The organism is Pseudoalteromonas sp. S3260 (assembly GCF_005886925.1).
Lineage (GTDB): Bacteria > Pseudomonadota > Gammaproteobacteria > Enterobacterales > Alteromonadaceae > Pseudoalteromonas > Pseudoalteromonas tetraodonis.
Genome location: NZ_PNCV01000112.1, coordinates 1 through 24,872, shown reverse-complemented (window position 1 = coordinate 24,872; position 24,872 = coordinate 1). Strand labels below are relative to the sequence as shown.

General features: G+C 39.9%; 26 protein-coding genes. 7 read left to right on the top strand and 19 right to left on the bottom strand.

The genetic code is table 11. The features are described 5' to 3' along the window. Positions 1–670 precede the first annotated feature (670 nt). Positions 671–1,150, top strand: coding sequence for an RNA recognition motif domain-containing protein (locus CWC14_RS15640; RefSeq protein ID WP_013464268.1), 480 nt, complete (start codon positions 671–673; stop codon positions 1,148–1,150). Here CWC14_RS15640 and murI read toward each other — a convergent pair. Together murI and CWC14_RS15630 are read right to left on the bottom strand one after the other, a co-directional pair. Next, a complete protein-coding gene (gene murI / locus CWC14_RS15635; RefSeq protein ID WP_138563784.1) occupies positions 1,113–1,901 on the bottom strand; it encodes a glutamate racemase in 789 nt (262 codons plus the stop codon). The two genes, CWC14_RS15640 and murI, sit on opposite strands and share 38 nt — an antisense overlap. A gap of 66 nt (positions 1,902–1,967) precedes the next feature. Continuing rightward, complete coding sequence (locus CWC14_RS15630; protein WP_138563782.1) at positions 1,968–3,092, bottom strand: DUF5610 domain-containing protein; 1,125 nt, start codon at positions 3,090–3,092, stop codon at positions 1,968–1,970. A gap of 164 nt (positions 3,093–3,256) precedes the next feature. On the opposite strand from CWC14_RS15630, the gene trmA reads away from it, so the two are divergent. Beyond that, positions 3,257–4,354: a tRNA (uridine(54)-C5)-methyltransferase TrmA gene (gene trmA, locus CWC14_RS15625; RefSeq protein ID WP_138563780.1), complete on the top strand. Its 1,098-nt coding sequence runs from the start codon at positions 3,257–3,259 to the stop codon at positions 4,352–4,354. A gap of 73 nt (positions 4,355–4,427) precedes the next feature. On the opposite strand, the gene CWC14_RS15620 is transcribed toward trmA, so the two are convergent. From CWC14_RS15620 to ccoG, 4 genes are all read right to left on the bottom strand, one after another. Next, positions 4,428–5,066 carry a thiol:disulfide interchange protein DsbA/DsbL gene (locus tag CWC14_RS15620; protein ID WP_008113400.1) on the bottom strand — a complete coding sequence of 213 codons (639 nt, stop codon included), beginning with the start codon at positions 5,064–5,066 and terminating at the stop codon, positions 4,428–4,430. 19 nt (positions 5,067–5,085) lie between these two features. After that, entirely contained in the window at positions 5,086–5,709 is a 624-nt protein-coding gene (locus CWC14_RS15615; RefSeq protein ID WP_013464264.1) for a thiol:disulfide interchange protein DsbA/DsbL, read from the bottom strand. Positions 5,710–5,744: 35 nt separating this feature from the next. Further along, the gene (locus CWC14_RS15610) at positions 5,745–6,719 is read right to left on the bottom strand and encodes a serine/threonine protein kinase (protein WP_138563778.1); all 975 of its coding nucleotides are present in this window, start codon (positions 6,717–6,719) and stop codon (positions 5,745–5,747) included. Between the two features lie 81 nt (positions 6,720–6,800). After that, the gene (gene ccoG / locus CWC14_RS15605; protein WP_064664084.1) at positions 6,801–8,231 is read right to left on the bottom strand and encodes a cytochrome c oxidase accessory protein CcoG; all 1,431 of its coding nucleotides are present in this window, start codon (positions 8,229–8,231) and stop codon (positions 6,801–6,803) included. Positions 8,232–8,513: 282 nt separating this feature from the next. Between ccoG and CWC14_RS15600 the strand changes: the two genes are divergently transcribed. Both CWC14_RS15600 and CWC14_RS15595 read left to right on the top strand, forming a co-directional pair. Further along, positions 8,514–8,873 carry a hypothetical protein gene (locus CWC14_RS15600; RefSeq protein ID WP_013464261.1) on the top strand — a complete coding sequence of 120 codons (360 nt, stop codon included), beginning with the start codon at positions 8,514–8,516 and terminating at the stop codon, positions 8,871–8,873. Then, on the top strand, positions 8,873–9,079 hold the full coding sequence (locus tag CWC14_RS15595; RefSeq protein WP_013464260.1) for a hypothetical protein: 207 nt from the start codon (positions 8,873–8,875) through the stop codon (positions 9,077–9,079). Before CWC14_RS15600 ends, CWC14_RS15595 begins: the two co-directional genes overlap by 1 nt. 12 nt (positions 9,080–9,091) lie before the next feature. On the opposite strand, the gene CWC14_RS15590 is transcribed toward CWC14_RS15595, so the two are convergent. The 13 genes from CWC14_RS15590 to gspC all read right to left on the bottom strand — a co-directional run bounded on the left by CWC14_RS15590 (position 9,092) and on the right by gspC (position 21,121). After that, entirely contained in the window at positions 9,092–9,679 is a 588-nt protein-coding gene (locus CWC14_RS15590) for a UPF0149 family protein (RefSeq protein WP_138563776.1), read from the bottom strand. Between the two features lie 22 nt (positions 9,680–9,701). Next, positions 9,702–10,460, bottom strand: a complete 759-nt coding sequence (locus tag CWC14_RS15585; RefSeq protein ID WP_013464258.1) for a type II secretion system protein N — start codon at positions 10,458–10,460, stop codon at positions 9,702–9,704. Between the two features lie 3 nt (positions 10,461–10,463). Then, the gene (locus CWC14_RS15580; RefSeq protein ID WP_138563774.1) at positions 10,464–10,937 is read right to left on the bottom strand and encodes a type II secretion system protein M; all 474 of its coding nucleotides are present in this window, start codon (positions 10,935–10,937) and stop codon (positions 10,464–10,466) included. Next, entirely contained in the window at positions 10,934–12,142 is a 1,209-nt protein-coding gene (gene gspL, locus CWC14_RS15575) for a type II secretion system protein GspL (protein ID WP_138563772.1), read from the bottom strand. Before gspL ends, CWC14_RS15580 begins: the two co-directional genes overlap by 4 nt. Further along, positions 12,139–13,125: a type II secretion system minor pseudopilin GspK gene (gene gspK / locus CWC14_RS15570; protein ID WP_138563770.1), complete on the bottom strand. Its 987-nt coding sequence runs from the start codon at positions 13,123–13,125 to the stop codon at positions 12,139–12,141. Before gspK ends, gspL begins: the two co-directional genes overlap by 4 nt. After that, positions 13,125–13,790 carry a type II secretion system minor pseudopilin GspJ gene (gspJ, locus tag CWC14_RS15565; RefSeq protein ID WP_013464254.1) on the bottom strand — a complete coding sequence of 222 codons (666 nt, stop codon included), beginning with the start codon at positions 13,788–13,790 and terminating at the stop codon, positions 13,125–13,127. The genes gspK and gspJ overlap by 1 nt, the downstream gene beginning before the upstream one ends. Beyond that, positions 13,791–14,165 carry a type II secretion system minor pseudopilin GspI gene (gspI, locus tag CWC14_RS15560; RefSeq protein ID WP_138563768.1) on the bottom strand — a complete coding sequence of 125 codons (375 nt, stop codon included), beginning with the start codon at positions 14,163–14,165 and terminating at the stop codon, positions 13,791–13,793. Further along, the gene (locus tag CWC14_RS15555) at positions 14,165–14,752 is read right to left on the bottom strand and encodes a prepilin-type N-terminal cleavage/methylation domain-containing protein (RefSeq protein WP_016900326.1); all 588 of its coding nucleotides are present in this window, start codon (positions 14,750–14,752) and stop codon (positions 14,165–14,167) included. The genes gspI and CWC14_RS15555 overlap by 1 nt, the downstream gene beginning before the upstream one ends. 49 nt (positions 14,753–14,801) lie before the next feature. Then, entirely contained in the window at positions 14,802–15,224 is a 423-nt protein-coding gene (gene gspG / locus CWC14_RS15550) for a type II secretion system major pseudopilin GspG (RefSeq protein WP_016900325.1), read from the bottom strand. A gap of 69 nt (positions 15,225–15,293) precedes the next feature. Next, positions 15,294–16,529 (bottom strand): type II secretion system inner membrane protein GspF, encoded by a 1,236-nt coding sequence (gene gspF, locus CWC14_RS15545; RefSeq protein WP_075169550.1) that lies wholly within the window; start codon positions 16,527–16,529, stop codon positions 15,294–15,296. Between the two features lie 2 nt (positions 16,530–16,531). Next, a complete protein-coding gene (gene gspE, locus CWC14_RS15540) occupies positions 16,532–18,097 on the bottom strand; it encodes a type II secretion system ATPase GspE (protein WP_010393003.1) in 1,566 nt (521 codons plus the stop codon). Then, positions 18,090–20,153: a type II secretion system secretin GspD gene (gene gspD, locus CWC14_RS15535; protein ID WP_138563766.1), complete on the bottom strand. Its 2,064-nt coding sequence runs from the start codon at positions 20,151–20,153 to the stop codon at positions 18,090–18,092. Before gspD ends, gspE begins: the two co-directional genes overlap by 8 nt. 23 nt (positions 20,154–20,176) lie before the next feature. After that, the gene (gene gspC, locus CWC14_RS15530; RefSeq protein WP_138563764.1) at positions 20,177–21,121 is read right to left on the bottom strand and encodes a type II secretion system protein GspC; all 945 of its coding nucleotides are present in this window, start codon (positions 21,119–21,121) and stop codon (positions 20,177–20,179) included. 196 nt (positions 21,122–21,317) lie between these two features. Here gspC and hslR point away from each other — a divergent pair, with 196 nt between their 5' ends. The 3 genes from hslR to CWC14_RS15515 all read left to right on the top strand — a co-directional run bounded on the left by hslR (position 21,318) and on the right by CWC14_RS15515 (position 24,399). Continuing rightward, positions 21,318–21,740, top strand: coding sequence for a ribosome-associated heat shock protein Hsp15 (gene hslR / locus CWC14_RS15525; protein WP_036980450.1), 423 nt, complete (start codon positions 21,318–21,320; stop codon positions 21,738–21,740). A gap of 12 nt (positions 21,741–21,752) precedes the next feature. After that, positions 21,753–22,598 carry an Hsp33 family molecular chaperone HslO gene (gene hslO / locus CWC14_RS15520; protein ID WP_069439172.1) on the top strand — a complete coding sequence of 282 codons (846 nt, stop codon included), beginning with the start codon at positions 21,753–21,755 and terminating at the stop codon, positions 22,596–22,598. A 262-nt stretch (positions 22,599–22,860) separates the two neighbouring features. Next, entirely contained in the window at positions 22,861–24,399 is a 1,539-nt protein-coding gene (locus CWC14_RS15515) for a phosphoenolpyruvate carboxykinase (protein ID WP_138563762.1), read from the top strand. Positions 24,400–24,872 lie beyond the last annotated feature (473 nt).

The following is a 24,872-nucleotide window of genomic DNA, read 5'->3' as shown; positions in this document are numbered from 1 at the left end:
AATTAAAAAGTTTTATGTCTTGCGACAGCTCAATGAATTCTGAATTTATTTAATATCTTTCGATATTGAATTGACTGTGCTGCAATTCTTTTCTTAAGAAAAACCTAAGTAAGTTATTGCTGTTGGTCACTCAGCTTCTCTTTCGAGAAATCACATTGAGACTCTAAATTTGTTCGCCTCGTTACTTGATCAATAAAGAACTAAATAGCTTGGCTGTTAGAACTCAATCTGTACGAGTGCCCACACAGATGATTGCTTTATATTGTTAAAGAACGTTGCGACATTGTCACTAGGGATGCGTATAATACATCCTTTATTTTTCGAGTCAACACTTAATTTTAAACTTTCTTGCGATTATTTAAACTTAAGTTTTACTTAACTCTCTGAGTAGCTCATGCCTCGCTATGCGTTGCGCTCTGCCGTCTCAGTGGGGTCGCATTATAGGGAGATCCGAAAACAGATCAACCTTTTTTTTAGATCTTTTTATCGTTTGCTCAAGTTTCAAACAAACGAGGCTAAAATAGTAAAGAAACGCCTTACTATCGGTTGTTTTTTACACTCTTATTAACTATTTGCTATAAATTTCATTGCTATGTTCAATTAAGACGTTAAGATAACAAGTTCACAATGTTAAATTAATGTTTATTTCCTGTTTATTGGTAGATCAAAAATGAAATTACCCGATCAAAAATCTTTTATCTTCGCAGTTATTCTTGCTGTTGTTGGTTTTGTTATCGTTAAGTTTGCGCTTGCAAGCCTAGCATTAGACCCTGCACTTCTATTCGGTGCCGGTTTATTAATTGGTGGACTTGTTATTGCTGCAATGTCATCAGTAAGTACAGAAGAAGCCGAAGTAAAAACAAAAACACTTTATGTTGGCAATCTTCCTTATCGCGCAAATGAAGGTGTAGTTCGTACTTTATTTGAAGAGCAAGGCAAAGTATTTAACGTTCGTTTGTTAAAAGATAAAAATACTGGCAAGCGTCGCGGTTTTGGCTTTGTGGAAATGGCACAAGCAGATGCTGATAATGCAATTGCTAAGCTAAACGATAGTGAGTTCCAACAACGTACTTTGAAAGTACGTGAAGCAAAACAAAAACAAGAAGATGATTCTAACTCTTATCGTTCAGAGTCGGATCAAACAGTGTAACTTGCTTAACCGCTAGTTTATCACTACATACATCAGCCGTTGCATAATAGTGCAGCGGCTTTTTTATGCCTGCTTGATTATCACTTAATTTGAGTAAAGAACTAACTCGCTTAGCAATGGCCGCACCAGAGTCTAATAACTGTACTTGCGTATTAAAGTAATCACTAATTGGTTTAGCTAAAATAGGAAAGTGAGTACAGCCTAATACCAGCACATCTATATCGTTATTAATATTTAATCGATCTAACTCAGTATGCAACTTATCAAGATCTAAGTTCTGGGTAAAAAAGAGAGTCTCTGCCAAAGTAACCAGTTCAACACTACTATATAAACTTGTGGTTATCGATGAGGCATGTTCTTTTATAAGTGCATTAGTATACGGGCTTGATACCGTTGCGGGAGTTGCCAATAAACCTATATGCTTTGATTGCGTTAATTGCGCTGCGGGTTTAATTGCAGGTACTACCCCAACAATAGGAATATCGGTAATTTGACGTACCGAACTTAACGCTGATGTTGAGGCGGTATTGCAGGCTATAACAATTAAGTCGACATTTAGTGACTCATCTTTAATAAATTGAATCAATCCACACAGGCGATGAATGATGGTTTGTTGCGACTGTGCGCCATATGGCAATAATGCATTATCCATAAAATAGCTGTATTGAGCATGAGGAATGCTTTGCTGAATATGCTCAAGCACGGTGGTTCCACCTATACCTGAATCAAATACCATGATGTGCGCTGACAAACTACCATTCCTACTCTTTACTAAGAACGGCAGTTTGCCATGTGGCTTTTGTAAAAGAAAGTAGTTTTACTCAGTGCCTAGCTTTGCAGTAGCGGCGTTTAATTTACCTAAGTTTTCAAACATGGTGTTAGTGTAATCAACCAGTTTATCTATTTCTTGTTGATCTTGATTTAGCCATTGAATGATACCTGATAGCTGACTTTCTAATCCTAGGGTTTGCGCTTTAGAGTAAGCCGATTTTAGATCATCATTAAAAGGGGCAACAGTTTCGGCAATGGCTTTTTCTGATGTTGGCTTAATTTGTTCATACTCTTTAATGGCAGCAACGGTTTTGCTTTGACGTAAGTCCATTGAGAATGCCACCAGCTGTTCATTCCCTAAACTGAGTTCTTGGGCTTGTTCAAATGCTTTGTCTAAATCACCACTGAAAAAGGTTTTACTTACATCTTGTAACTCTGCCATTAAATCATTTATGGCTTGCTGCTCGTCTTCATTAAGCTCACCGTTTACTGACATCGAGAAAGAGAGCTCACGGGATTCAGAAAATTGCGTACTAAATGATTGTGAATCATCTGTTTTTTGATAGCGACTAGATGATTGCGATTGGTAAGCATCTGCAAAGCTAATACTCACCTCATCACCTTCTGCTGTGGTAAATGTATAATCAGCACTATTGCTTAAACTTACATATTGCGCCTGACTAACAGTTACGCTTGCAGGTTGTGGGTTAAATAAGTTCTGCTCAAATTTATCGAGGCCACTAAAGATACCCTCTTTAGATTTATCAATACCCTCTTCAAGTTCTTGATTAAATACGCCCATGCCTTTTAATTCATCCACAGCCTCATCAACACCCGTCTGCACTCCTTTACGTGCCTGATTTAGCATATCTTGTAGTTTGTCGTTATCGGCACCATTGGCTTTGGCTTTTTTTACCGAGCTTGTAACAAAGTCTAAAACATTTTTTACGACTTCATTAAAATCAAACAGTGGTTTGTCTTTTTTGGTTTCAGCGACCGGCAAACCTAATTCTTTTGCCATTTTGTCACCTAATACGGCAGCAGCCAGTTCTTTTCCTCGTTGCTGATAACTGGTTGGTGGCGAGTCTATTTTAGGCTGTGGCATTGCTTGTTTAGTATTGTATTTATTAGCATTACTGTTTGGAACAAAACTAAAGTTACCTATTTTCATGAGAAGACTCCTATTTAGACTTACCCTTATATCGGCCAAGTAAGCCTATACTGTAGTAAAATGCTCAAAAAAAGCTCACTATATTTGATCAAAACTAGACAAATACGCTTCGCTCCCTACAATAGCGCCGATAAACAGATCTCAACGATAAGGTTATACCGTTAATGGCAGTTATAAATATAGATACCACGCAGTACGATGCACAATTAAATGAAAAAGAGCAGCGTATTACAGAGCAATTTCAACGTTTTGGTGTAAAACAGTTAGAAGTATTTAGCTCTGAGCCCATTAACTACCGCCAACGTGCAGAATTTAGAGTATGGCACGATGGTGACGATCTGTTTCATATTATGTTTGATCAACAAACAAAAGATAAAATACGTGTTGATATCTTTGACCCTGCAGCTCCTTTAGTAGGTGAAATTATGCAGGTGATGATTGATAATTTAAAAGACTGCGAAGTACTACGTCGTAAGCTATTTCAAATAGATTATTTATCAACCCTCAGTGGTGAAATTTTAGTGAGCTTGCTTTATCACAAGCCACTTGATGAACACTGGTTAACTGAGATCAATGCCTTAAAGGAAAAGCTAAGCAGCCAATACAAAATTGACTTTATTGGCCGTGCACGTAAGCAAAAAGAAAAATTGGGCGATGACTTTGTTACTGAGCGCTTAATGGTGAATGGCCAAGAGCTAATCTATCAGCAGGTAGAAAATAGCTTTACTCAGCCTAATGCGAAGGTAAATATTAAGATGTTGGAGTGGGCACAAGAGTTATGTAAACCACTAAACAATGATTTACTAGAGCTGTATTGTGGTAACGGAAACTTTTCAATTGCACTTGCGGGCTCATTTAATAAAGTGCTGGCAACAGAAATATCAAAATCGTCTGTGCATTCAGCGCAATATAATATTGCTCAAAACCAAGTAACTAACTTAGATATTATTCGCATGTCGAGCGAAGAGTTTACTCAGGCAATGAAAGGCGAGCGTACTTTCTCTCGCTTAGATGGCATTGACTTGAGTAGTTACAACTGCCAAACCATCTTAGTCGACCCGCCTAGAGCAGGCATGGACACGCTTACGTGTGACTTAGTGGCTAATTATGAAAATATTATTTATATCTCATGTAACCCAGACACATTAGAGCGTGACCTTGAACACTTAACGCAAACCCACGAGGTTAAGCGCTTTGCAATATTTGATCAGTTCCCTTATACACACCACATTGAATCTGGTGTGTTTTTACAACGTAAATAAAAAAAGCATTAAACAGCGCACGTTGTAAGAATAAAAAAGCTCCTTAAGGAGCTTTGTTATTTAACCAAACTACTTATTTATTTGCTAAGTAATTAATGAGTGCGCTTACATCTTCTGGCGATGAAATGCCTGACTCACCACCTAAGTTAAGCTTGTATTTACCATTAACGATAAACGTAGGAACGCCACGTAGTGCCCCTTTGCCTTTAAAGTAATCTTGGTCACGTTTCATTTTAGAGCTAAGTGTACGTACCGAGAAGCTTTCAAATAATTTATCAAACTTGTCGCCATCTACGCCTTGAGCTAAAAATACATCTTTTACATCTGCAAGCTCATTAAAACGAGCGCGCTTTGCATGGATATGATCAAACATCGCTGAAATAATTTTATCTTTTTGAGGTAGTACTTCAGCTGTAGCTAATGCTTGGCTGATCATGGTTTGATGTTCTGGGTCACGTACACCCACAAAATCTACATGGCTTTTCTTAAACTTTACGTTTTTATCTAGCTTAGGTTTGATCTCGGCCAGCAGTGGTTCCATGTTATTACATGCAGGACAGTAAAAAGAGAAAAACTCTTTTACTTCTGGTTTTCTGGTTGCACGATCAGAGACGACATCGTAATGCACGCCCTCTTCGTAAGTGGCAGCAAAACTGGTTGCAGCTAAAGGGAGTAATACAGCAAGTAACCCTGCTTTAACTAATTTGATCATTATTGTGGTGCTCCAAAAATTATAGTTTTAGTAAAAAGCTAATTAACTCATCAAGTTCTTGTTGGCTCTTGATTGTATTAATATTGATTTTATATTTGTCATTTACGATAAATGTAGGCACGCCAGTTAATGCACCAAGTTCAGAATATTTATTCTGCTTATCTTGCATGGCACGTTCAGCTGCTATGATAGGCAAACTGGCGATGTCGTTATCAAACGTCGTGTTATCAATAGCATTAAGCTCTAATAACTTTTTAACGTCTTTAATTTCAGTTAATGGCGCACGTTGTATATGAATGCTTTTAAAAATTTGCGCTGTTACCGCTTCAGCTTGACCGTGTTTCTTTGCGATTAAGTAAGCAAAGCTTAAATTACTTTGCGCTTGTGGTGAAACGCCTCCCAAAAAGTTGACATGATTTTTTACAAATTCAGCCCCTTCAGGTAAGTTTTCTGCAATCCCTTTGGCTACCGGCTCAAATTTAAAACAATGTGGGCAATAGAAAGAGAAAAACTCGGTTACATTCGGGGTTTTACTTTTTTCAACATCAATTACAGTGTATTGATTACCCGCTTCAAAGTTAGCAGCTAATGCTGCAAAAGGTAAACATAGGATCAGTAAACTTAGTTTTAATTTTTTAAGCATGAATATCTCGTTATACTTCTTTTTAAATAAAAATATTATGGCAATAATTTTAACGGGGCTTCTTGCAAAGCTGCAAACTGCTCTTTAAGCGCTAAAATTTGTTGCTCCCAGTATTTGTCATCTGCAAACCATGAAAAGTTCCGTACAAAAGCAGGATCACTCCAACGTTTTGCAACCCACCCCATGTAATGAATCATACGCATAGCGCGAAGCGGTTCGATCAGCTTAAGTTGTGAGTGATCAAAATCGCAAAACTCTTCATATGCATTCACTAAAGTGTCTAACTGTAACAGCTGTGTTTGTCGATCGCCACTGAGCATCATCCATAAATCTTGAATTGCAGGACCTTGACGGCTATCGTCTAAGTCAACAAACATTAATGCATCTCCTGCCCATAGGATATTACCAGCATGGCAGTCACCATGTAAGCGAATGCCTTCTACATTTTTATATTGCTGTTGAGTTTGAGCAATGACTAAATCTAAAATAGTGTAAAAAGAAGTCTCTAATCCCATAGGGACTAACTTACTTTTTTGTAAATGAACTTTAGCTGTATCTAAATATTCATCACAGGTAAAGGTCGGTCTTTGGGTAAAGGGTTTCGTTTTGGCTACTTGATGCATACGACCGATTAAACGCCCGAGCACATCGAGTTGATCTAAATTGTCCACCTCAAATAAACGCCCGCCTACACTTGGGAACAAAGTAAACAAATACCCTTGATGTTCAAACAAGCTTTGCCCATTGTGTTTTATTGGCGCCACCACCGGTACTTCAGCGGCGGCTAGTTCAAAAGCAAAGTCATGCTCTTCTTGAATTTGCGCTTTGCTCCAGCGCTCAGGGCGATAAAACTTAACGACATAACGCTCTGCACCCTCGGCCACAAATTGATACACCCGATTCTCGTAGCTATTTAGCGCTAACAACCCTGACTCAGCATAAATATCCACGCTTTCTATGGCATCCAAAATAAGATCTGGGGTTAAGTCAATAAAGCTAAATTTACTCATATATTTCTTATATAAAAAGAAAAGCGGGAATATCCCGCTTTTTTGTTAATAACAGTGCTCGTTTGCCTTTAATAAAGCGACTTATCGAGCCTTAAAAAAGTTGCTTGGCTGCGATACTTTATTATCGGGCTCGTTTATTGGCGACAACACAAAGTTAAACTCGGTCATTGGCGCTTTTAAATCATAAGGATCCATTACCAGTGATAGCGGTACATTATGCGATTCACCAGCGTTTACTGTAAAGGTAGTATCACCTAAGTATTTATAATTATCTAACCCTGTTACATCAATAGAGAATGTTTGCTCGTATTGTGCTTTGTTAATTACTTTTAAGGTGTAGGTGTTTTCAACTAAACCATTAAAATCGACACGATACAACTGATTGCGGTCGCGAATAATATCAAAGTCCATGGTTTTACGCATGGCGATATTAGCAACCAGCGCACCGGTAAGTAAGATTAAAATAACACTGTAACCAATCAGCTTTGGACGCAGCGGATGGGTTTTATTCTCCGGTGTTTCTAAATTACGCTCGGTGGTGTAAGAGATAAGGCCTCGAGGGTAATTCATTTTATCCATTACGCCGTCACAGGCATCAATACAAGCGCCACAGTTTATGCACTCATATTGCAAACCATTACGAATATCAATCCCGGTTGGGCAAACCTGCACACACAAGTTACAGTCAATACAGTCACCTAAACCTAACTCTTTAGGGTCTTGTTTACGAGAACGTGGCCCTCGGTTTTCACCACGAGTTTCATCATAGCTTACAGTAAAGGTGTCTTTATCAAACATTGCTGACTGAAAACGTGAATACGGGCATATATGTAAACACATAATTTCTCGCATCCACCCAGCGTTACCATAAGTACAAATAGTAAATACAATGATACTAACTAAGGCATAACCGCCTACATTAAAGGTAACAAATTCAGGCAGTAGTTCGCGAATAGGCGTGAAGTAACCAACAAACGTTAACGCAGTATATAAAGAAAATAATACCCAACTAGTGTGCTTAGCCGTTTTACGCCAGAACTTGTCAAAATCCATCGGCCGTTGATCTAACTTTTTACGTTGGTTAGCGCTGCCCTCAAACTTTTCTTCAAACCAAATAAAAATGAAGGTCCATACTGTTTGCGGACATGTATAGCCACACCATACTCGACCATAAAAAGTGGTAACCAGAAATAAGGCAAACGCTGCTAGCATAAATATAAATGCAAGAATGGTGAAATCTTGTGGCCATAGGGTTAAGCCAAAAATATTAAATTTTTGCTCCATTAGCTCAAATAAAACAGCTTGTTGACCGTTAAAGTTGATCCATGGCAATAACATAAACGCCAGCATGCCTAAAAAGCCAATACGTTGTCTTAGTAATTGATGGAGTCCTGAAACAGCACGCACATAAATACGGTTGCGTGGGTTAAATCTATCTTCTTGACGGCTCAGATCGGTTTTTTGGATCTTAACCTCTGTTGGTATGTTTTTTACTTTAATTTGCTTATCCATTGAAGTTCCTCAACGCCGCTAGGAAATAAAAATTCAGCAATCTTTTTGTACTTTTCGCCTAAGTGTAGCAACTTACATGCTAAACATAATACGCTTTAGGTCGCACTTGTATACTTTCAGATATTTCAGAAGTATCTAATTACTCCCCTTATTATACGCATATTGGCTAAAATTACTGACTAGATTGCTAATAATTTATTCAACTTGTGACTTGCTTTTAAGGTGTATTTTATTACACTTGCCGGCTACTAACGTGTTGTTTGGATCAAGGTTTGTGTATTTATGAAGAAATTTTTTATACTAGTGGTTGTGATCCTAGCATTTTTTACCATTGATCACCCCTTGGTAAAAGAGCCTCGTGAGCGCTTACTCGGTGATGGTATAGGCTTGTTAAGCAGCACAACTAAAGTCGATCGTTTTCCTGTCGCAACCATGACAAGAAACAAAATCAATAAACAGTTAGCACTTTCAAGATCCGAAGAAGACTATATTGATAAAACCTTTACCAATGATGAATCAGTAAAGTTGTTTGAACTACGCTATTGTCGTCAAGGCGATCTAAACCTCTACTTTTATTCAGAACGTTTAACAACGGTATGTCGCATTATCAAAGAGTCATTAGCGCAAGCGAGAGTGAAATAATGGATTTTTCTGGATTAAATAAAAAAGCAAGTAACTCATTTCACAAGCACCGCACTATGCTTAAGCAGTTGGCACAAGGTAAAACACTTAAATGTGAGCATTGCCAAGGTGTATTAACGTTAAATTTAGCCACCAGCGAACCTGGTAAGGGAGTAATACAGTGCAAACAAGGTTGCACTGATATCGAATTAGAGATTGGCGCTTAAGGCTGTACCTACCTATTCATCCCACCCTTCATCGGTATACAAACCACTATTAAGCGCGACAATTTCTATAAGTTCAGCAAAACCTAACGCAAAGTCGCCCATTAATTCATACTGCTGCGCACACAAATGTAATTCATCGATATTATTTTGCTGTGCAATCTGTGCAATCGTTGGTTTATCTAATGCAAAAAAGCTAAGAGTCGCCTGTGCACTTTCAAGCGCTTGCTTGTATTGAATATCTAGTTGCTCACTCTGGAGTAACTTATGAGTATACGTTTGGCTTGCAGTTAAAAAACCTGCAGACCACTGCTGACAAAACTCAAGGTCAAACTCAGCGGGTAACTTATAACCAAGTTCAAATACTTGTTCACTTACTTGATGATGTAATGCCATAAACAAAAACAACATGTCTTCATCAAGGCCATTCGCGGTATTAGGTAGAATTTGCTCTAACCATTGATGTACTTCTAATGGCTCAGGTGAACAAATAGTGCCAAATAAATAACCTTGGCTTTGAATAAAGCTCATAGCGCCGGGCCGGGTAGTTAAAAACTCGCTGAGCAGTTTGGCGTGCTGCTCAGTAAACTGAGGTATTTGCATTAAAACTCTTTTTTATAAAATATTAAAATTTAAGTGGATACCGACCTTGGTTATCTGGTCTACCTAAAAACTTCACCGCGTCATGGACTTCTTTTGGTAAAGTGAGATCAGGTTTAACATATCCCGCTACTTTAAAATCAAAATTGGCTTTTAGTGTAGCATCAGCCTCTAACCCTAATCTATTATTTGGCTCGATAAGTATGGCTACATCGCCCGACTTACAACTTAACTTACCGCTTAAATCGCCTATATTAAACCAGCCAGTTAGCCCTTGCACATCAATATCAGGGCTGGCTATTTCACCTTGTAATGATTGACAATAAGGAGCGCCTGAAACGTATTCATCGAGCTCTAAAATAACGCGTCCTTTAGCAGTAACCGGTAACGGTAAATCAATGCGCTGCATAGCGCGCTCAACCGTTGAACGCACTACAGTATCAGTTATTCTAAGTTCATCATTTGTGAGAGAATAACTAATATCTGCATACCCAGAAATGTCATCACGTTCGCGAGGATTACCAAAACGTAAGTTAGTATTTACTTGAGCTTTAAAGATTGACCAGCCTGATATATCCCAACGTACATTATTCAACTGTTCACCTTGAAAGCGAAGCTGCATTATTTGACCTTGCCATAGTGTACCAAAAGTTTGCCCTACCTCTAACTGCGCAGGTAAGTAAGGTTTAGCAAAATTTAAAGCCACTGCAGCGGGCAATTTAATAACGCTAAAAACAAGAAAGCTAATTACAAAAACGATGGATAAAATTATTATTTTTTTCATTAACTACTTCTCTAATACTAAACGGCTAACGCGTACATAACCGGATTTATCATCTTGGCTTAAATCTAAATTTTCTACGCTTAAACCATGCTGATTAACCAGCTCGTCAATCCATTGGATTAATTGATTAAACTCAACTGAGTCGAGTGTTAAACGAAGTGAATTATCATTTGGCTGCATTTTACTAATATTAATGCTGTAACGACCGCGCGTATTATTCACTATTTGGCTGAGGTTTTTATTGCTCACCGCTTGCGCTTTACCTGCTGCTTTAAGTTTAACGATACTGTCGTCTACCCATGCTAGCAATTCTTGTTGTTTTATTTGTGATTGTTGCGCATTTTCTATTGCCGTATTTAAGGGTCTAAATATACCCATTACCAAAACAAAAATAATAAATACACCACCCGCAACCATTATTAACTGCTGCTCTTGTTCTTTTAATGAACCCCAATATTTCATGAACTGCTGTTTCATTGTGCACCTCGCAGTCTAATTTCGCCGACGATATAATCACCATCATTATTTAACGACCCCTGCTCAACAGTCACACCTTGCTGCTCAAGAATGGCTTTAACCTTACCAAAGGTTTGAAAGTCTTTTGCACGAGCACGAATACGTAATTCATTACGGCGCTTATCAAAACGTAAGGTTTGCGGTGTAAATTCGCTCACTTGTGAAAATACACTCACCAGCTTGCTGGTTAAATCTAAAAAGCCAGCATCGCTCGTACCTTGTACTTTATCCAGTGCCCCCTGTATTTGATTTTTAATTAAGTGAGGGCGCACCCGCGTGCCTGGAAAGGCTTTTTGAAATCGCTCTACTACTTGTAATTTAGCTACCTCAAGCTGCGAATTAAGCTGATGTAATTCAACCGCTTTAATAGCCACACTCGATAGCAAAGCAATAACACTAATTATGGTGGCACTTTTCCAGTAACCCCACCATAAAGCCGTTTTCTTCTTAATCGTGTAAGGCCCTTGACGCAAATTAAATTTAAGCTGATCTAACTGCTTAGCAAATAATGCTAACGGCAGCTCATAGTCACTGGTTTGCGGATGCAAGGTAAGCGTTTCGGGAAATTGCTCTGCAGGGCTGTAATGTTTTATATCAGGGTTACCTAAAGCCGTTAGATATTCCTTTAACCAGCTGCTTTCAACCGCACCGATATGCCAGTCACCTTTTTTAAATAGCCATTGCTTGTTGAGCTCAATTGCCGCTACACAAGGCTCTTCTGCACTGGGCAATAACAAGCCATCCGGCACTATTTTATGAGCAGTGAGCTGGTGCTGCTCAAACACCTCTAACCAGTGCTCAAACCAATCGCGATTCATTAGCGCAACCCTAATTGCATGCTGCGCTTCAACCATTGTCGGCTCCCCTAGCGCTATATAAATATCGTCTATATCACAGGCAATATCCTCTTCGAGCATATAAGGCAGTGCTTGCTCTAGCTTACGGTTCCATTTAGTTGGCAGTATCACCGTTTTTAATTGCACTTGGTCGCATGGTAAAAGTACCACGAGCTCTCGGGTTGATGCTTTTTCAGTTAACTCACTTAACTGGCTGGCATTTTGTAACTCGCCACTGGCTATTATTTCTTGTTCTTGTGGTGAGTATATTAACCAGTTAAGTAAGTCTTGTTCGGTTTGACCCGTGCGGATCAACAGTATCTCTGTCACTGTACGCCTCCAAATTTTCGCGCCAGTATCGTTACCTCGCCATTGCTGGCATACAGTAATGTGGTCATCGAAAAACGCAAATCAACAAATTTTGCCTGCGTTTGTAATTTAAAATATTCACTTTTCACACTAAAAAGTTTTTCTACTGCTTTGATGTTTTTACCACCTTGTTGTAATACAGATTCAAAAAACTCTTCAATATTATCAAAACCATTTTCAGGACGCGCTGCAATTACCGCTTGAGCGCCTGAAACACTAAGTTCATCTATTAAGCCACTGAGTAATAATGCTTGCTCTTCAGTGATTGTATTAACATTGATTGAAAGTAATGTGCTACCTGGGATCACACAGACAAAAGGCAGCACTTTTTCCATAACCAAAGGATTAAACCCTTTAATTAAACGCAGTTCAGACACCGATGCAAATAAGCTATTAGCCGTCATATATGGAAACTGACGAGATAAATACTCCCCCTCTTCGGCACCAGAGCGATAGGTTATACTGTTCTCATCAAGCCAATCAAACACACTGTCGGCCATCCCTTCTTCTGATTCATCACTGGGTAAATCATCTATATTTTCTAAAATAGCAAACAACGCTTTATGTGCTGGGTTAGTTTTATTACCGCTATTTGGGTCTGGCTCAACCCCAAGCGCGTTTAAATTTAAACACGCTTGTAAATCAGTCAACTGGCCGCTTAAAGTGCCGTTCTCAACAGGGTACTTAACATCACCTTGCTTTGCCCACGGCTGCGCTAATGTGGTTTTTCCTGGATCGTCTTTTTTACTTTGAATTAAACCTTTAATTGCTAGCTCTTCAGCACCATAGGCATACCATTTCGCTTGTTGCTGACTTTGTAAATTGGTACTTCTTTGTACTTGCACCATTAAATTAGCACTCATTTCAACGGCTAAAATAGCTGCAAGCGCGACAATAAATAACACAATAACCAAAGCCGCGCCGCGCGAAGATTGTTGGTTCATCAAGGCGTACCTCGGCCATTAGGTTGCGACGGGTTAGTCCCCTCAGTTACTGGTTTAGGTAGCTCTTTACCGAGTCCTGGCACTAAAAACACACGCCTAATTGGTTCTGCGTCCATTTGCTTTATAGTTACCGCAACGGCTTTAGGTAATGCCTTAATTTGCCAGTCTTCTTGCCACTTACCGCTACCATCTAAAAACTCAAATTTAAGCTCTTCGACTGCGGCTAAAATAACTTGGCTACGAGGCTCCATATTATCGAGTTGATCGACATAAATGCGATATACGCGTTCTAACTTGTCATCAATGACGCGATAACCAACAGCTTGTAACTCTGAGCGAGGAAGTAAGTTAATGGGATTCATCCAACCATCACGTACAAAGGCAATACCATCAAGCTGGCTTTCTAAAATGTAGCGTCCAGCAAGTAAGTATCCCTCTTGAAAATCCCCAGCTTCATTACGTACTTGGCGTTTAGTCATTTGGCTAAAGTCTTGATCCATCAATCTAAATGCAGTTTGTAAGCCATTTAGTTCAGCAATTTTTTCATCTGATGCTTGTTTAGCTCGCGTTGTGGTATCAAGTATTTGGTGGGTGGCCATAATCACAAACGCCAACACACCTAGTGCCACCATCACTTCTAATAATGTAAAACCGCGCTGCTTCACTTAAAGCTTACCTTTATTTAAGTAAGTGCTTAACTCATAAATTGAATTTTCGTACTTATCATCCGTAAACACATTAATAGTGACTTTTACAAAGCTCTTGTCGGCAGTGGGCACAACATCTTGGCGCCAAAACCATTCAATACCCGCCATCATCTCACTGCCGCGGGTACCATTTTTACCTTGCCATTTTTCGCCTTTCGTTCGTTGTTCTACCAATACATTCTCAGCGACCCATGAGCCATACGTTTGTTCTTCAATATTTGATAAGTGATGAATATGCTCACCGGTTGCTTGCATTGCCGCAATACCCGCCATGGCACAAATACTCAGTGCAACTAAGACTTCTAATAATGTAAACCCGTGGTATTTTTTCATTATTGGGGCTCTCGACGAAAATCGACTGGGGCTGCAAATTTACCTTCAATAAAGTACACCGGCTCTGACTGATCTTTTAATTCAAGCATGAGCTGAAACGCACTTACATCGGCAGAGGATAAAATAAGCACTTGCGGTACTTTTAACTTTTTAAGCTCTAATAAACTGTCTTCATTGTTACCACTCATTAGCTCACGCCAATTTGACTGCTCTAGTAAGTTATCTTGTGCCCAAGGTAGGTCTTCAAGATTAAGTGTTAATTTAAATTGGGGTTCGATCTCAATTGGCTTAAATAAAGCTTCACGATCAAAGCTAATCCATTTTTCGCCATCAAAAACTAAAAATTCAAGTGTATTTTGCTCAACTAAAAGGCCTAATTCTATTTGATTAAGCACCGCAAATTCCGATGCGGCATTAATGGTGGTATGCAGCCTATTTGCTTGCTTGTCTAACGCTTCTTCAGCGCCGCCATCTAAGCTGTATACCACCATTTTGGTGGCAAAGGCGATGATCACCAATACCACTAAAATTTCTATTAAACTAAAACCATAATGCTTTGCACTCAGGTGCTTAGGGCTTACCTGCATGGCAAGCCCCAATGTATTATGTTTAAGTGCATGGTAAAGTTATTGGTCATTACTGCTTATCTTCATCCCAATTACCAATGTCATCTTCGGTGGCTGGTTCGCCATCTGGACCCATCGAAAAGATATCAAATTTACCTATTTCTCCAGGGCTGATTAATTGGTAATTATTACCCCATGGATCTTCTGGTAACTTGCTAATAAAGCCACCATCAGGAAAACGCTTAGGAATGGGCTCAATACTGGTTTTAGTAACTAATGCCTCTAAACCTTGCTCTGTACTTGGGTAGCTTTTATTTTTAAGCTTGTACAAACTCATAGCATCTTCTAACTGCTGAATATCTAAATGCGCTTTATCAATAGCCGCTTCTTCTTGCTGGCCCATAATATTAGGTGCCACAATCGACATGATCATACCGATGATAACCAGTACCACCATGACTTCTAATAAAGAAAAACCTGATTGTTTATTCACGTTATTACCTCGTTATTCTAAAAACACTAAGCAAAAATGATTTGTTTAAATCATTAATATAAAAAATACTTAAAGACCTACGGCCTTGTTCATTGCCATAATTGGCTGCAAAATTGCCATTACTATGAACAGCACAATCACTGCCATAGACGCAATCATTGCCGGTTCCAATAATTTTAATGACACATTAACCATACTTTCAAACTCGCGATCTTGATTATTAGCGGCTCGCTCTAACATTTGCTCAAGTTCACCAGACTTTTCACCACTGGCTATCATATGCAGCATCATTGGTGGAAACAACTTAGTTTGCTGCAGTGAAGCACGTAGGCTTGCCCCTTCACTTACTCTTTCTGCGGCATCAGCCACAGCTTGTTTGATTTTTTCGTTAACTAATACCCCACCAGAAATACGCATTCCTTCTAGTAGCGGTACTGAACTTGACGATAAAATACTTAAAGTACGAGCAAAGCGCGCTGTGTTAATCCCTCTAGCAACTTTACCTATGCCTGGCATATGTAATACTTTTGCATCCCACCAAAACCGTACCTTAGGTTTTTTAAGCGCATACTTGATTCCAACCGCGGTAGCGGTGATCACCAGTAAACTTATAAACCAGTAATTTTGCACAAAATGACTACCCGCCATAACCCACTCGGTAGTCCAAGGTAAAACTTGTTTGGTTTTTTCGAACGTTTTTAATATTTTAGGTACTACGGTACCTAATAACACCGAAACAATACCAATAGCAAACACCACCAAAATAATCGGATACACCATAGCCTGCGTAATTTGACTGCGCATATGTTGGCGCTGCTCGGTATAATCAGCTAGCCTGTTGAGCACTTGATCTAAGTGACCTGACTTTTCACCTGCCGCCACCATAGCGCGGTATAAATCGTCAAATACATGCGGAAACTCACTCATCCCATCAGCCAGGGTATAACCTTCCACTACTTTAGAGCGCACCGACATTAACATACGTTTTAAGCGTGGTTTTTCACACTGCTCAGCAACCGCCATTACCGCCCCTTCTACAGGAAGGGCAGACTGAATTAAGGTTGCAAGCTGACGAGTGATCAAAGCGAGATCGGCAGTTGATATGGTTGGTTTAAATAAAGAACCGAGTAAAGGTACTTTTTGACCTTTAACTTGTTTGTCATCTTGCGCAGCAGGCACCACCTCAAGTGGTGTAAGCTTTTGATCGCGCAGAAGCTGACGAACTTGCTTAGCTGTATCGGCTTCTAAAATACCTTTTTTTTCTTTTCCCCGGCCATCTAATGCGCGGTATTCAAACGCTGCCATAGTTAGCCTTCCTCACGCGTTACGCGCAGCACTTCTTCAAGCGTTGTTTTACCTGCAAGCACACGGCTGCAGCCATCTTGACGAATGCTTGGGCTGTGCTTACGAATGTATTTCTCTACGCTTTGCTCACCTTTACCGCTGTGGATCATTTCACGAATAGTTTCGTCGACGACTAATAACTCGTGAATACCAGTACGACCTCGGTAGCCATTAAAGTTACACTCTTCACATCCTACCGCGCGGTAAATCGTCGGAGCATTGTCAAACGGTACGCCGAGTAATTCACATTCACGCTCATCTGCAACGTGACCTTCTTTACAGCTATTACATAAAGTACGTACCAAGCGCTGGGATAATACCCCTAGTAATGAAGACGATAATAAAAACGGCTCAACGCCCATATCTTCCATACGAGTGATTGCGCCTGAGGCGGTATTAGTATGTAACGTAGACATAACTAAGTGGCCAGTAAGTGATGCTTGTACACCAATTTGGGCTGTTTCTAAATCTCGTATTTCACCGACCATAACTACATCAGGATCTTGACGTAAAATAGCGCGCAGACCACGGGCAAAAGTCATATCAACCTTGGTATTAACCTGTGTTTGGCCAATGCCAGGAATTTCGTACTCGATTGGATCTTCAACCGTTAAAATATTGCGATCCCGCGAGTTAATTTGGCTCATACCTGCATATAGCGTGGTACTTTTACCAGAGCCTGTAGGGCCTGTTACTAAAATTATACCGTGAGGCTTGCTAATTAAGTCGGCAAACAGCTCTCGGTTTCGAGCTGTCATACCTAAGTCTTCTAGGTTTAAACGTGCATTGTTTTTATCAAGCAAACGCAGTACCACTCGCTCACCAAAGCTCGATGGCATAGTCGACACACGCACATCTACAGCGCGCCCAGCGATACGTAAACTAATGCGACCATCCTGCGGTATGCGTTTTTCTGCAATATCGAGTTTGGCCATTACTTTAATACGCGATACCAACAAAGAGGCTAGTTTACGATTAGGCTTTAGAACTTCTTTAAGTACCCCATCCACCCGAAAACGAATAACCAGCTCTTGCTCAAACGTTTCAATGTGGATATCAGAGGCGCCTTCTTTAATTGCCTCACTGAGCATGGCATTAATCAGCTTTATAATTGGCGCATCGTCGTCACCGGCAAGCAAGTCTTCTGTTTGAGGGAGCTCATCAGCTAGTGAGAATAAATCAACCTCATTACCAATATCTTCCATCATTTGCTGAGTTTCTGAGCTATCACGTTGATACGATGCTTCTAGTAATAGCTCAAACTTATCATCTTCTAGTTGCTCAAGTGTAAAGCCATGTCCTGCAATACGACGCACTTCTAATAATACATCAACATCAAGCTCGCCACGGTAGTAAACAACTCGGTTATCCTTATGTTTACTAAGTAACGCACCCACTCGTCTGGCATATGAAAACGGCAAACGTTTTGCAGGCAGTTCAATTAAGTCATCTTGAGCAAGCTGTTCATCATTACTGTGAGTAATTGGATGAACAACATCTTGATTAATATCTTCTATCGCATTAGTCATCATTACGCTCTTGTGCATTTTGTTTGCGTAAATGCTCTTCATACGTTGGTGGTAACAACAATTCGTCATTCCACTCAGGTAAAATAGGTGTGTCTGACATTGGCATTAAATTAATACCATCTTCACGTTTTTTAAATTGTTCACCGCGAATAAAGTTATATTTATTAAAGCTAAGTTTATTCATACTAACGCCATCGCGAATAATGGTCGGTCTTATAAATACAATAAGATTACGCTTACGCTTTGTTGTATTAGTTGACTTAAATAAGTGCCCTAAAATAGGGATGTCGCCTAGTAATGGCACTTTTGACACGCTTTCTTGTACATCTTCATCTATCAAGCCGCCTAATACCACCATGCCGCCATCATCTGCCATTACGGTTGTTTTAATTGCGCGCTTATTGACTGAAATATCAACTGCCGTTGCACCACTTACACTAGAAACTTCTTGCTCAATGGTTAATTGCACTGCAGAACCATCGTTAATTTGTGGTGTCACTTTAAGTTTTATACCCACTTCTTGACGCTCAACCGTTTGAAATGGATTTTCATTGTTACTACCGGTTTGTGAACCGGTAATAATAGGCACTTCTTGACCAACTAAAATAGACGCCTCTTCGTTATCCATAGTGGTAATAGATGGAGTCGCTAGAATATTAGAATTAGTATCGGTTGAAACCGCTTGAACAATTGCGCCCCAGTCATTTTTAATTACCCCCATAGCTAACCCATTAATACCACCAAGTAATGACGCAAGCGGGCCGTAGTCGCCTTCTTTTGTCTCTTCGTAAGGTGTTGCATTTCCTGATTCGCTACCAGTGACCACTTTTGTCACCGTTTTATCACGGGCTTGCTCAGCCGCTACGGCTAAAGAGCCAACAGGTACTGTTGTACCGTTGTTAAATTGCAGCATGCCGCCTTCTTCTGAAATCCATTGCAGGCCAAAGTTAACGCCATCGCCTTCCATTACTTCAATAATAATGGCTTCCACTAGTACTTGTGCGCGGCGAATATCTAAGCGCGCAATAACAGATTCTAGTGAACGCATCGTATCTGGCTGAGCGGTAATAACTAATGAATTAGAATCTGGATGAGCTTCAATGCTAGTGTCGTTCTTATTGCTACTGCGAGTTTTGGTTGCCCCACCTTTTGAATCCTCTGCCAGCGATTTGCTCACACCTTGGAGTACTTTTACTAAATCTTCGGCCTTTGCGTAATTGAGGTAAAACACTTTGGTATTACCTTGGCTTTCCAGTTCACCATCTAAACGTTTAATGAGCTCAATGGCACGTGTGCGTGCTTGGCCTTCACCACTGACAATCACACTATTAGTACGACCATCAGCTACGACTTTAGGAATTAAAAACTCAGGTACGCTACCCTTGCCACTATCTTTATAAATATTCTCTACTACAGAGACAACATCATCAGCTGTTGCGAACTTGAGCTTAACGATATCGACTCGCTTATCACCCGCTTGATCAACAGAGCGAATAATTTCTACTAAGCGGTTAACCGAGGCTGCATGACCAGTTAGCATCATGACGTTGGCCGCATTAAAGTTAGCAACGTGACCACCGTCTTTTTGGTCGCTAAATTGGCGAACTAAAGGACCTAATTCTTGTACGCTTACATTTTTAACTCGCACAACCCGTGTAATCATCATATCGCCAAGCGCTTGGCTATCAGCAGTAATTAATGGCACGTTTGATTTTTTAGCATCTGAGCTTTTTTCTATTTTGATTATGTTGTTATCCATTTCGACGGCTGAATAACCGTAAACTTCTAAAACATTTAAAAAGAACTGATAGTAAAGCGCCTCATCCATTAATTCATAACTACGTACATTTACTTTGCCACGCACGTTAGGATCAATAATGATGGTTTTATTAAGGTTTTTGCCAACAATATTAATAAACTCATTAATATCTGTGCCCTTAAAGTTAGCAGCATATTCAACAGCAGCAACCGACATAGAAAGACTTGCCGCTAAAAAAAGTGCTGCATACTTAGCTAACCCTTTTTTAATTTTTTTGAGGTGTAGCACCTGAACCATTATGTTAAAACTCCAAAGCTAAGTTATTGCAGACTAAATAGTACATCTATTTGCTCACCATCACGCTCTATTGTGATAGTTGCATCTGTACTGTTTCGCAGCTCATTCATTGCTGCCATTGCCTGTTTTAAATCTGTTAATTGATAACCGTTAATTGCCACGGCTAAATCGTTATTTTGTAATCCCATTTGTTTAAATAGTTCGGGCTCTTTACCAGGACTCAAACGATAACCTATAAGCTCCCCATCATTCATCGCTTGAGAAACACGTATATAATCAAATAGCTTGCCAGGTTCTTCTAAAAGCTCTTCGCGAGTTTCTATTAATGCTTCTTTCACCTCAAGGTTGGCAGTGGCATCAATTTGTTCATCGCTTTGTGCTGAAGGCGCTAAAGGCCCCATTTCAGACTCATCTCGCGCAGCGAGTACCGGCATAGACACTGTTTTGGTAAAGTCGAGCCCATCAAGCATTAAGGTTTCAAAGCGACCACTTACATCTAGAATCACACGATCTGGGAGTATTTGCGATACTTTTGCACGTGTACCTTGCACCACATCCTCTACTAAATAACTCGTCTGGCGACCTTGCGATTCAATAATAGCCATTCCCGCCTTATCATCATTACTAACAGCAACAATACCGGTTAAGTTAATACTAAGACGCGTTTCAGGGGCATTATTAATGACTTTAGTTTGCGAAGCAGTATTGGTGTTTTTTGTTACATTTACTTTACCAAATACAAATTGCTCAATGATCGAATCTATAGACTGGTTATTGCCACCCACAGCTTGGTTAGAATAGCTGATAGGGGCAAGAGGAGATGTTACTGGCTGCGGCCATAATAGCCACATCAGTTTTGATAATAAAAATGCAATATAAACAACAACTAAAACCATAACCATTGCGCTTAATTTCGCATGCGGTAAACGGTTTAATAACTGCTTAAATTGTTGAACGTGCTGTTCCATAGGTAGTGTTCTTATTTTAATTTATAACGAAATCACTCAGCCATAGTACCTTTTCATTTTTCATTCAACAAGCACGCTAATATTAAACTTTGTAAACAGATTAATTTATTTATCGTATCAGCTATCAAGCAATAGCTACATGCGGTAACGGTTTCGTGATAATTTACCTAGGCAGTTAATTTACTAGGGATGTTTTATGACAAAGAAAACTAAACTCAATGACAGCTCAGAAAACGCTGACGCACTTAAAGTGAGGTTGGACAAATGGTTATGGGCGGCTCGATTTTATAAAACGCGTGCAATAGCTCGAGAAATGGTACAAGGCGGCAAAGTACATTATAATGGGCAACGCAGTAAGGCTAGTAAAATTGTAGAAATTGGCGCAGTTATAAAGCTAGCCCAGGGCGTTGATGAAAAAACTGTCACAGTATTAAATATACTTGAAAAGCGCCAAAGCGCCCCCATTGCACAGACCTTGTATCAAGAATCTGATGCAAGTATTGCTAAGCGTGAAGAAAATACTATCGCACGCAAAAATAACAGCTTCTTCGCACCTCATCCGGTTAAAAAGCCTGATAAAAAGCAAAGACGCGAACTTTTAAAAATGAAATCAAGTTAGGTATAGCCGCTCATGCAACAAGATTTACTTCACCGCTATTTATTCGACAATCTCGATGTTCGTGGCGAACTCGTACAAATAGACAACGCTTACAATGAAATGATTGCTAAACACAATTACCCAGAGCCCGTTAAAGCATTACTAGGTGAGCTGCTTGTTGCAACCTGTTTATTAACAGCAACATTAAAGTTTGAAGGCGAAATTGCCGTTCAACTACAAGGTGATGGGCCGGTAAAATATGCCGTTATTAACGGTGACGACCAACAAAATATGCGCGGCATAGCACGACTTCAAAGTGAAGTGACAGGGTCAACAGTTAGAGAGCTTATAGGCCAAGGTTACATGGTTATCACTATTACTCCAACGCAAGGGGAGCGTTACCAAGGTATAGTGCCTTTAGAGCATGATACCTTAAGTGAATGTATAGAAAGCTACTTTGAGCAATCTGAGCAATTAAAAACGCGCCTTTGGTTTGCAACCGACACCACAGAGGGAAGCGCCAAAGCATGTGGGCTATTTTTACAAGTACTACCTGTTGATAAACAAAAGTCGATTGAAGATTTTGCTCACTTAGAAGCACTCAGCAATACCATTAAAGATGAAGAGCTATTAGAGCTCGATGCCAATACTATTTTAACGCGTCTTTATCATGAAGATAATCCACGCGTATTTGATCCTCAACCAATTCAATTTAAATGTGGCTGTAACCGTGAAAAAACGATGACGGCTTTAGTTAATGTTGGTCAACAAGCGCTTTTGGACGATGTTGAAAAAAATGGTGAGATTAGAATTAGCTGCCATTACTGTTTAAAAGATTATGTTTTTAACGAGCAAGATATAAAAAGTATATTTAACTAATCTACTTTTATAAAACACAGCACAAAATAGCCATAATTTTTTATGGCTTTTTTGTGCCTAAAAAATGACACCGGTATCACAAGCTGAGCATTTTTCATGACACCGGTATCATTGAAATTATTCATGTTTTTTCTTAATTTATATGTTTTTACGGCGTTTATAAGCTCGAATATCCTTAATCCATCTGTTACTATATTTGCAGCTTAAAGGTTACTAAGACCCAGAGCTATCCCGTTCAATCTCACACAATTTAGGTATAAACATGACTTCAAGCGCTACCCGTTTTGTCGATCTAACTGCAGCTGAACTTGTCGAGCACGCTATCAGCCGTGGCGAAGGGACTTTAGCCGCAAATGGTGCTTTTGTAGCTAACACTGGTCGTCGTACCGGTCGTTCTCCAAAAGATCGTTTTATTGTTCAAGAATCAAGTACTGAAAATGAAATCCAATGGGGTAATGTAAATCGCCCATTCGATGCAGATAAGTTTGACGCGTTATGGGCACGTGTAGAAGCACATGTGCAAAGCAATGACCACTTTATCTCTCACCTTGAAGTTGGCGCTGATCCAGAGCACTATCTTCCAGTGGTTGTAACAACAGAAACTGCTTGGCACCATATCTTCGCTAAAAACATGTTCATCCAACCACAATCATACAACAAAGCAGACTTCCCTCAGTGGCAAGTAATGAACGTACCTTCGTTTGTATGTGATCCAGAACGCGATGGTACCAATAGCGATGGCACAGTTATTATTAACTTTGCACAACGTAAGGTGTTACTTGCTGGCATGCGCTACGCGGGTGAAATGAAAAAATCGATGTTCTCTGTGCAAAACTTCCTACTACCAGCGAAAGGTGTATTACCAATGCACTGTTCTGCTAACGTAGGTGAAGCAGGCGATACCGCATTATTCTTTGGTTTATCTGGTACAGGTAAAACAACATTATCAGCAGATCCAACTCGCTTCTTAATCGGTGATGACGAGCACGGCTGGGCACCAGGTAGTGTATTTAATATCGAAGGTGGTTGTTACGCTAAATGTATCGACCTTTCTCAAAAGAACGAACCAGTTATCTGGGACGCTATTCGATTCGGTACAATTTTAGAGAATGTGGTACTTGATGAAAACCGTGTTCCTGATTTCAACGATACCAGCCTAACTCAAAATAGCCGTGCTGCTTACCCACTAGAGCACGTTGAAAAACGTAAAGTTGAAAACCGTGCAGATGAGCCTAAGGCTGTTGTTTTCCTAACGTGTGATGTGAGTGGTGTACTACCGCCGGTATCTGTACTAACCGAAGAAGCTGCAGCATTTCACTTCCTAAGTGGCTACACAGCAAAAGTAGGCTCTACAGAAATTGGGTCTACTAGTGATATTGAATCAACATTCTCAACCTGTTTTGGCGCACCTTTCTTCCCACGTCCTGCAGGTGTATACGCAGAGCTTCTAATGAAGCGTGTACGTGAATTCGGCGCTAAAGTTTACCTAGTTAACACTGGATGGACAGGTGGCCCTTACGGTATTGGTAAGCGTTTTGATATTCCAACAACACGAGCTGTTGTGGATGCAATCGTATCTGGAAAATTAGCCGATGTAGAAACCCAACACATTGACGTGCTAAACCTAGACGTACCAGTTGCAGTACCGGGCGTAGATAGCAAGCTTCTTAACCCAATCAATACCTGGGAAGACAAAGCTAAATACGCAGAGTATGCGGCTAAGCTAGCATCTGATTTCACAGAAAATTTTGCTAAATACGACGTATCTGACGAAATTAAAAACGCAGGCCCTAAAGTTTAATAATCACCTTTAGCCTGATAATTAAAACGCCAACCTTGAGTTGGCGTTTTTGATCCTATCTATTTTACTTCAGCAACGTAGTTACTTTAATAATTGCTGATAAGCCACCTATTAGCTAAAACGTTTTCCCTATGTTTTTGCGAATTTCTTAATAAAGGCTCACCGAGAGCCTGTTAAGCTTTAAAGTAGCAGTTACTAGTTTGTATATCCAAATTAAACGCTATTAAACTATGTCACATTAGTACAGTTACGGGTTGTCATCAGCAATGAAACAATACTGTAGGGTATATCTGTCCAATACCTCACTCTTTAGCACATCAAACAACACTAGCTATTACTGGTAAACTCCTACGATCACAAGAAGGCTCAAGTCATTCGTGTCTTGCTTGCTTTTGGAGTGTAAGCGTCCGGCCAACCACACCTAGCAACACCATTTTTTGTATTTGAAAATGCCTTCAACTTTTTATTGGAGG

What these genes read in the sequence shown, in the direction of transcription:
- CWC14_RS15640 (WP_013464268.1), top strand. Translation starts at nt 671, where the DNA reads ATGAAATTACCCGATCAAAAATCTTTTATCTTCGCAGTTATTCTTGCT.
- CWC14_RS15630 (WP_138563782.1), bottom strand. Translation starts at nt 3,092, where the DNA reads ATGAAAATAGGTAACTTTAGTTTTGTTCCAAACAGTAATGCTAATAAA.
- trmA (WP_138563780.1), top strand. Translation starts at nt 3,257, where the DNA reads ATGGCAGTTATAAATATAGATACCACGCAGTACGATGCACAATTAAAT.
- CWC14_RS15620 (WP_008113400.1), bottom strand. Translation starts at nt 5,066, where the DNA reads ATGATCAAATTAGTTAAAGCAGGGTTACTTGCTGTATTACTCCCTTTA.
- CWC14_RS15615 (WP_013464264.1), bottom strand. Translation starts at nt 5,709, where the DNA reads ATGCTTAAAAAATTAAAACTAAGTTTACTGATCCTATGTTTACCTTTT.
- CWC14_RS15610 (WP_138563778.1), bottom strand. Translation starts at nt 6,719, where the DNA reads ATGAGTAAATTTAGCTTTATTGACTTAACCCCAGATCTTATTTTGGAT.
- ccoG (WP_064664084.1), bottom strand. Translation starts at nt 8,231, where the DNA reads ATGGATAAGCAAATTAAAGTAAAAAACATACCAACAGAGGTTAAGATC.
- CWC14_RS15600 (WP_013464261.1), top strand. Translation starts at nt 8,514, where the DNA reads ATGAAGAAATTTTTTATACTAGTGGTTGTGATCCTAGCATTTTTTACC.
- CWC14_RS15595 (WP_013464260.1), top strand. Translation starts at nt 8,873, where the DNA reads ATGGATTTTTCTGGATTAAATAAAAAAGCAAGTAACTCATTTCACAAG.
- CWC14_RS15590 (WP_138563776.1), bottom strand. Translation starts at nt 9,679, where the DNA reads ATGCAAATACCTCAGTTTACTGAGCAGCACGCCAAACTGCTCAGCGAG.
- CWC14_RS15585 (WP_013464258.1), bottom strand. Translation starts at nt 10,460, where the DNA reads ATGAAAAAAATAATAATTTTATCCATCGTTTTTGTAATTAGCTTTCTT.
- CWC14_RS15580 (WP_138563774.1), bottom strand. Translation starts at nt 10,937, where the DNA reads ATGAAACAGCAGTTCATGAAATATTGGGGTTCATTAAAAGAACAAGAG.
- gspK (WP_138563770.1), bottom strand. Translation starts at nt 13,125, where the DNA reads ATGAACCAACAATCTTCGCGCGGCGCGGCTTTGGTTATTGTGTTATTT.
- gspI (WP_138563768.1), bottom strand. Translation starts at nt 14,165, where the DNA reads ATGAAAAAATACCACGGGTTTACATTATTAGAAGTCTTAGTTGCACTG.
- CWC14_RS15555 (WP_016900326.1), bottom strand. Translation starts at nt 14,752, where the DNA reads ATGCAGGTAAGCCCTAAGCACCTGAGTGCAAAGCATTATGGTTTTAGT.
- gspF (WP_075169550.1), bottom strand. Translation starts at nt 16,529, where the DNA reads ATGGCAGCGTTTGAATACCGCGCATTAGATGGCCGGGGAAAAGAAAAA.
- gspE (WP_010393003.1), bottom strand. Translation starts at nt 18,097, where the DNA reads ATGACTAATGCGATAGAAGATATTAATCAAGATGTTGTTCATCCAATT.
- gspD (WP_138563766.1), bottom strand. Translation starts at nt 20,153, where the DNA reads ATGGTTCAGGTGCTACACCTCAAAAAAATTAAAAAAGGGTTAGCTAAG.
- gspC (WP_138563764.1), bottom strand. Translation starts at nt 21,121, where the DNA reads ATGGAACAGCACGTTCAACAATTTAAGCAGTTATTAAACCGTTTACCG.
- hslR (WP_036980450.1), top strand. Translation starts at nt 21,318, where the DNA reads ATGACAAAGAAAACTAAACTCAATGACAGCTCAGAAAACGCTGACGCA.
- hslO (WP_069439172.1), top strand. Translation starts at nt 21,753, where the DNA reads ATGCAACAAGATTTACTTCACCGCTATTTATTCGACAATCTCGATGTT.
- CWC14_RS15515 (WP_138563762.1), top strand. Translation starts at nt 22,861, where the DNA reads ATGACTTCAAGCGCTACCCGTTTTGTCGATCTAACTGCAGCTGAACTT.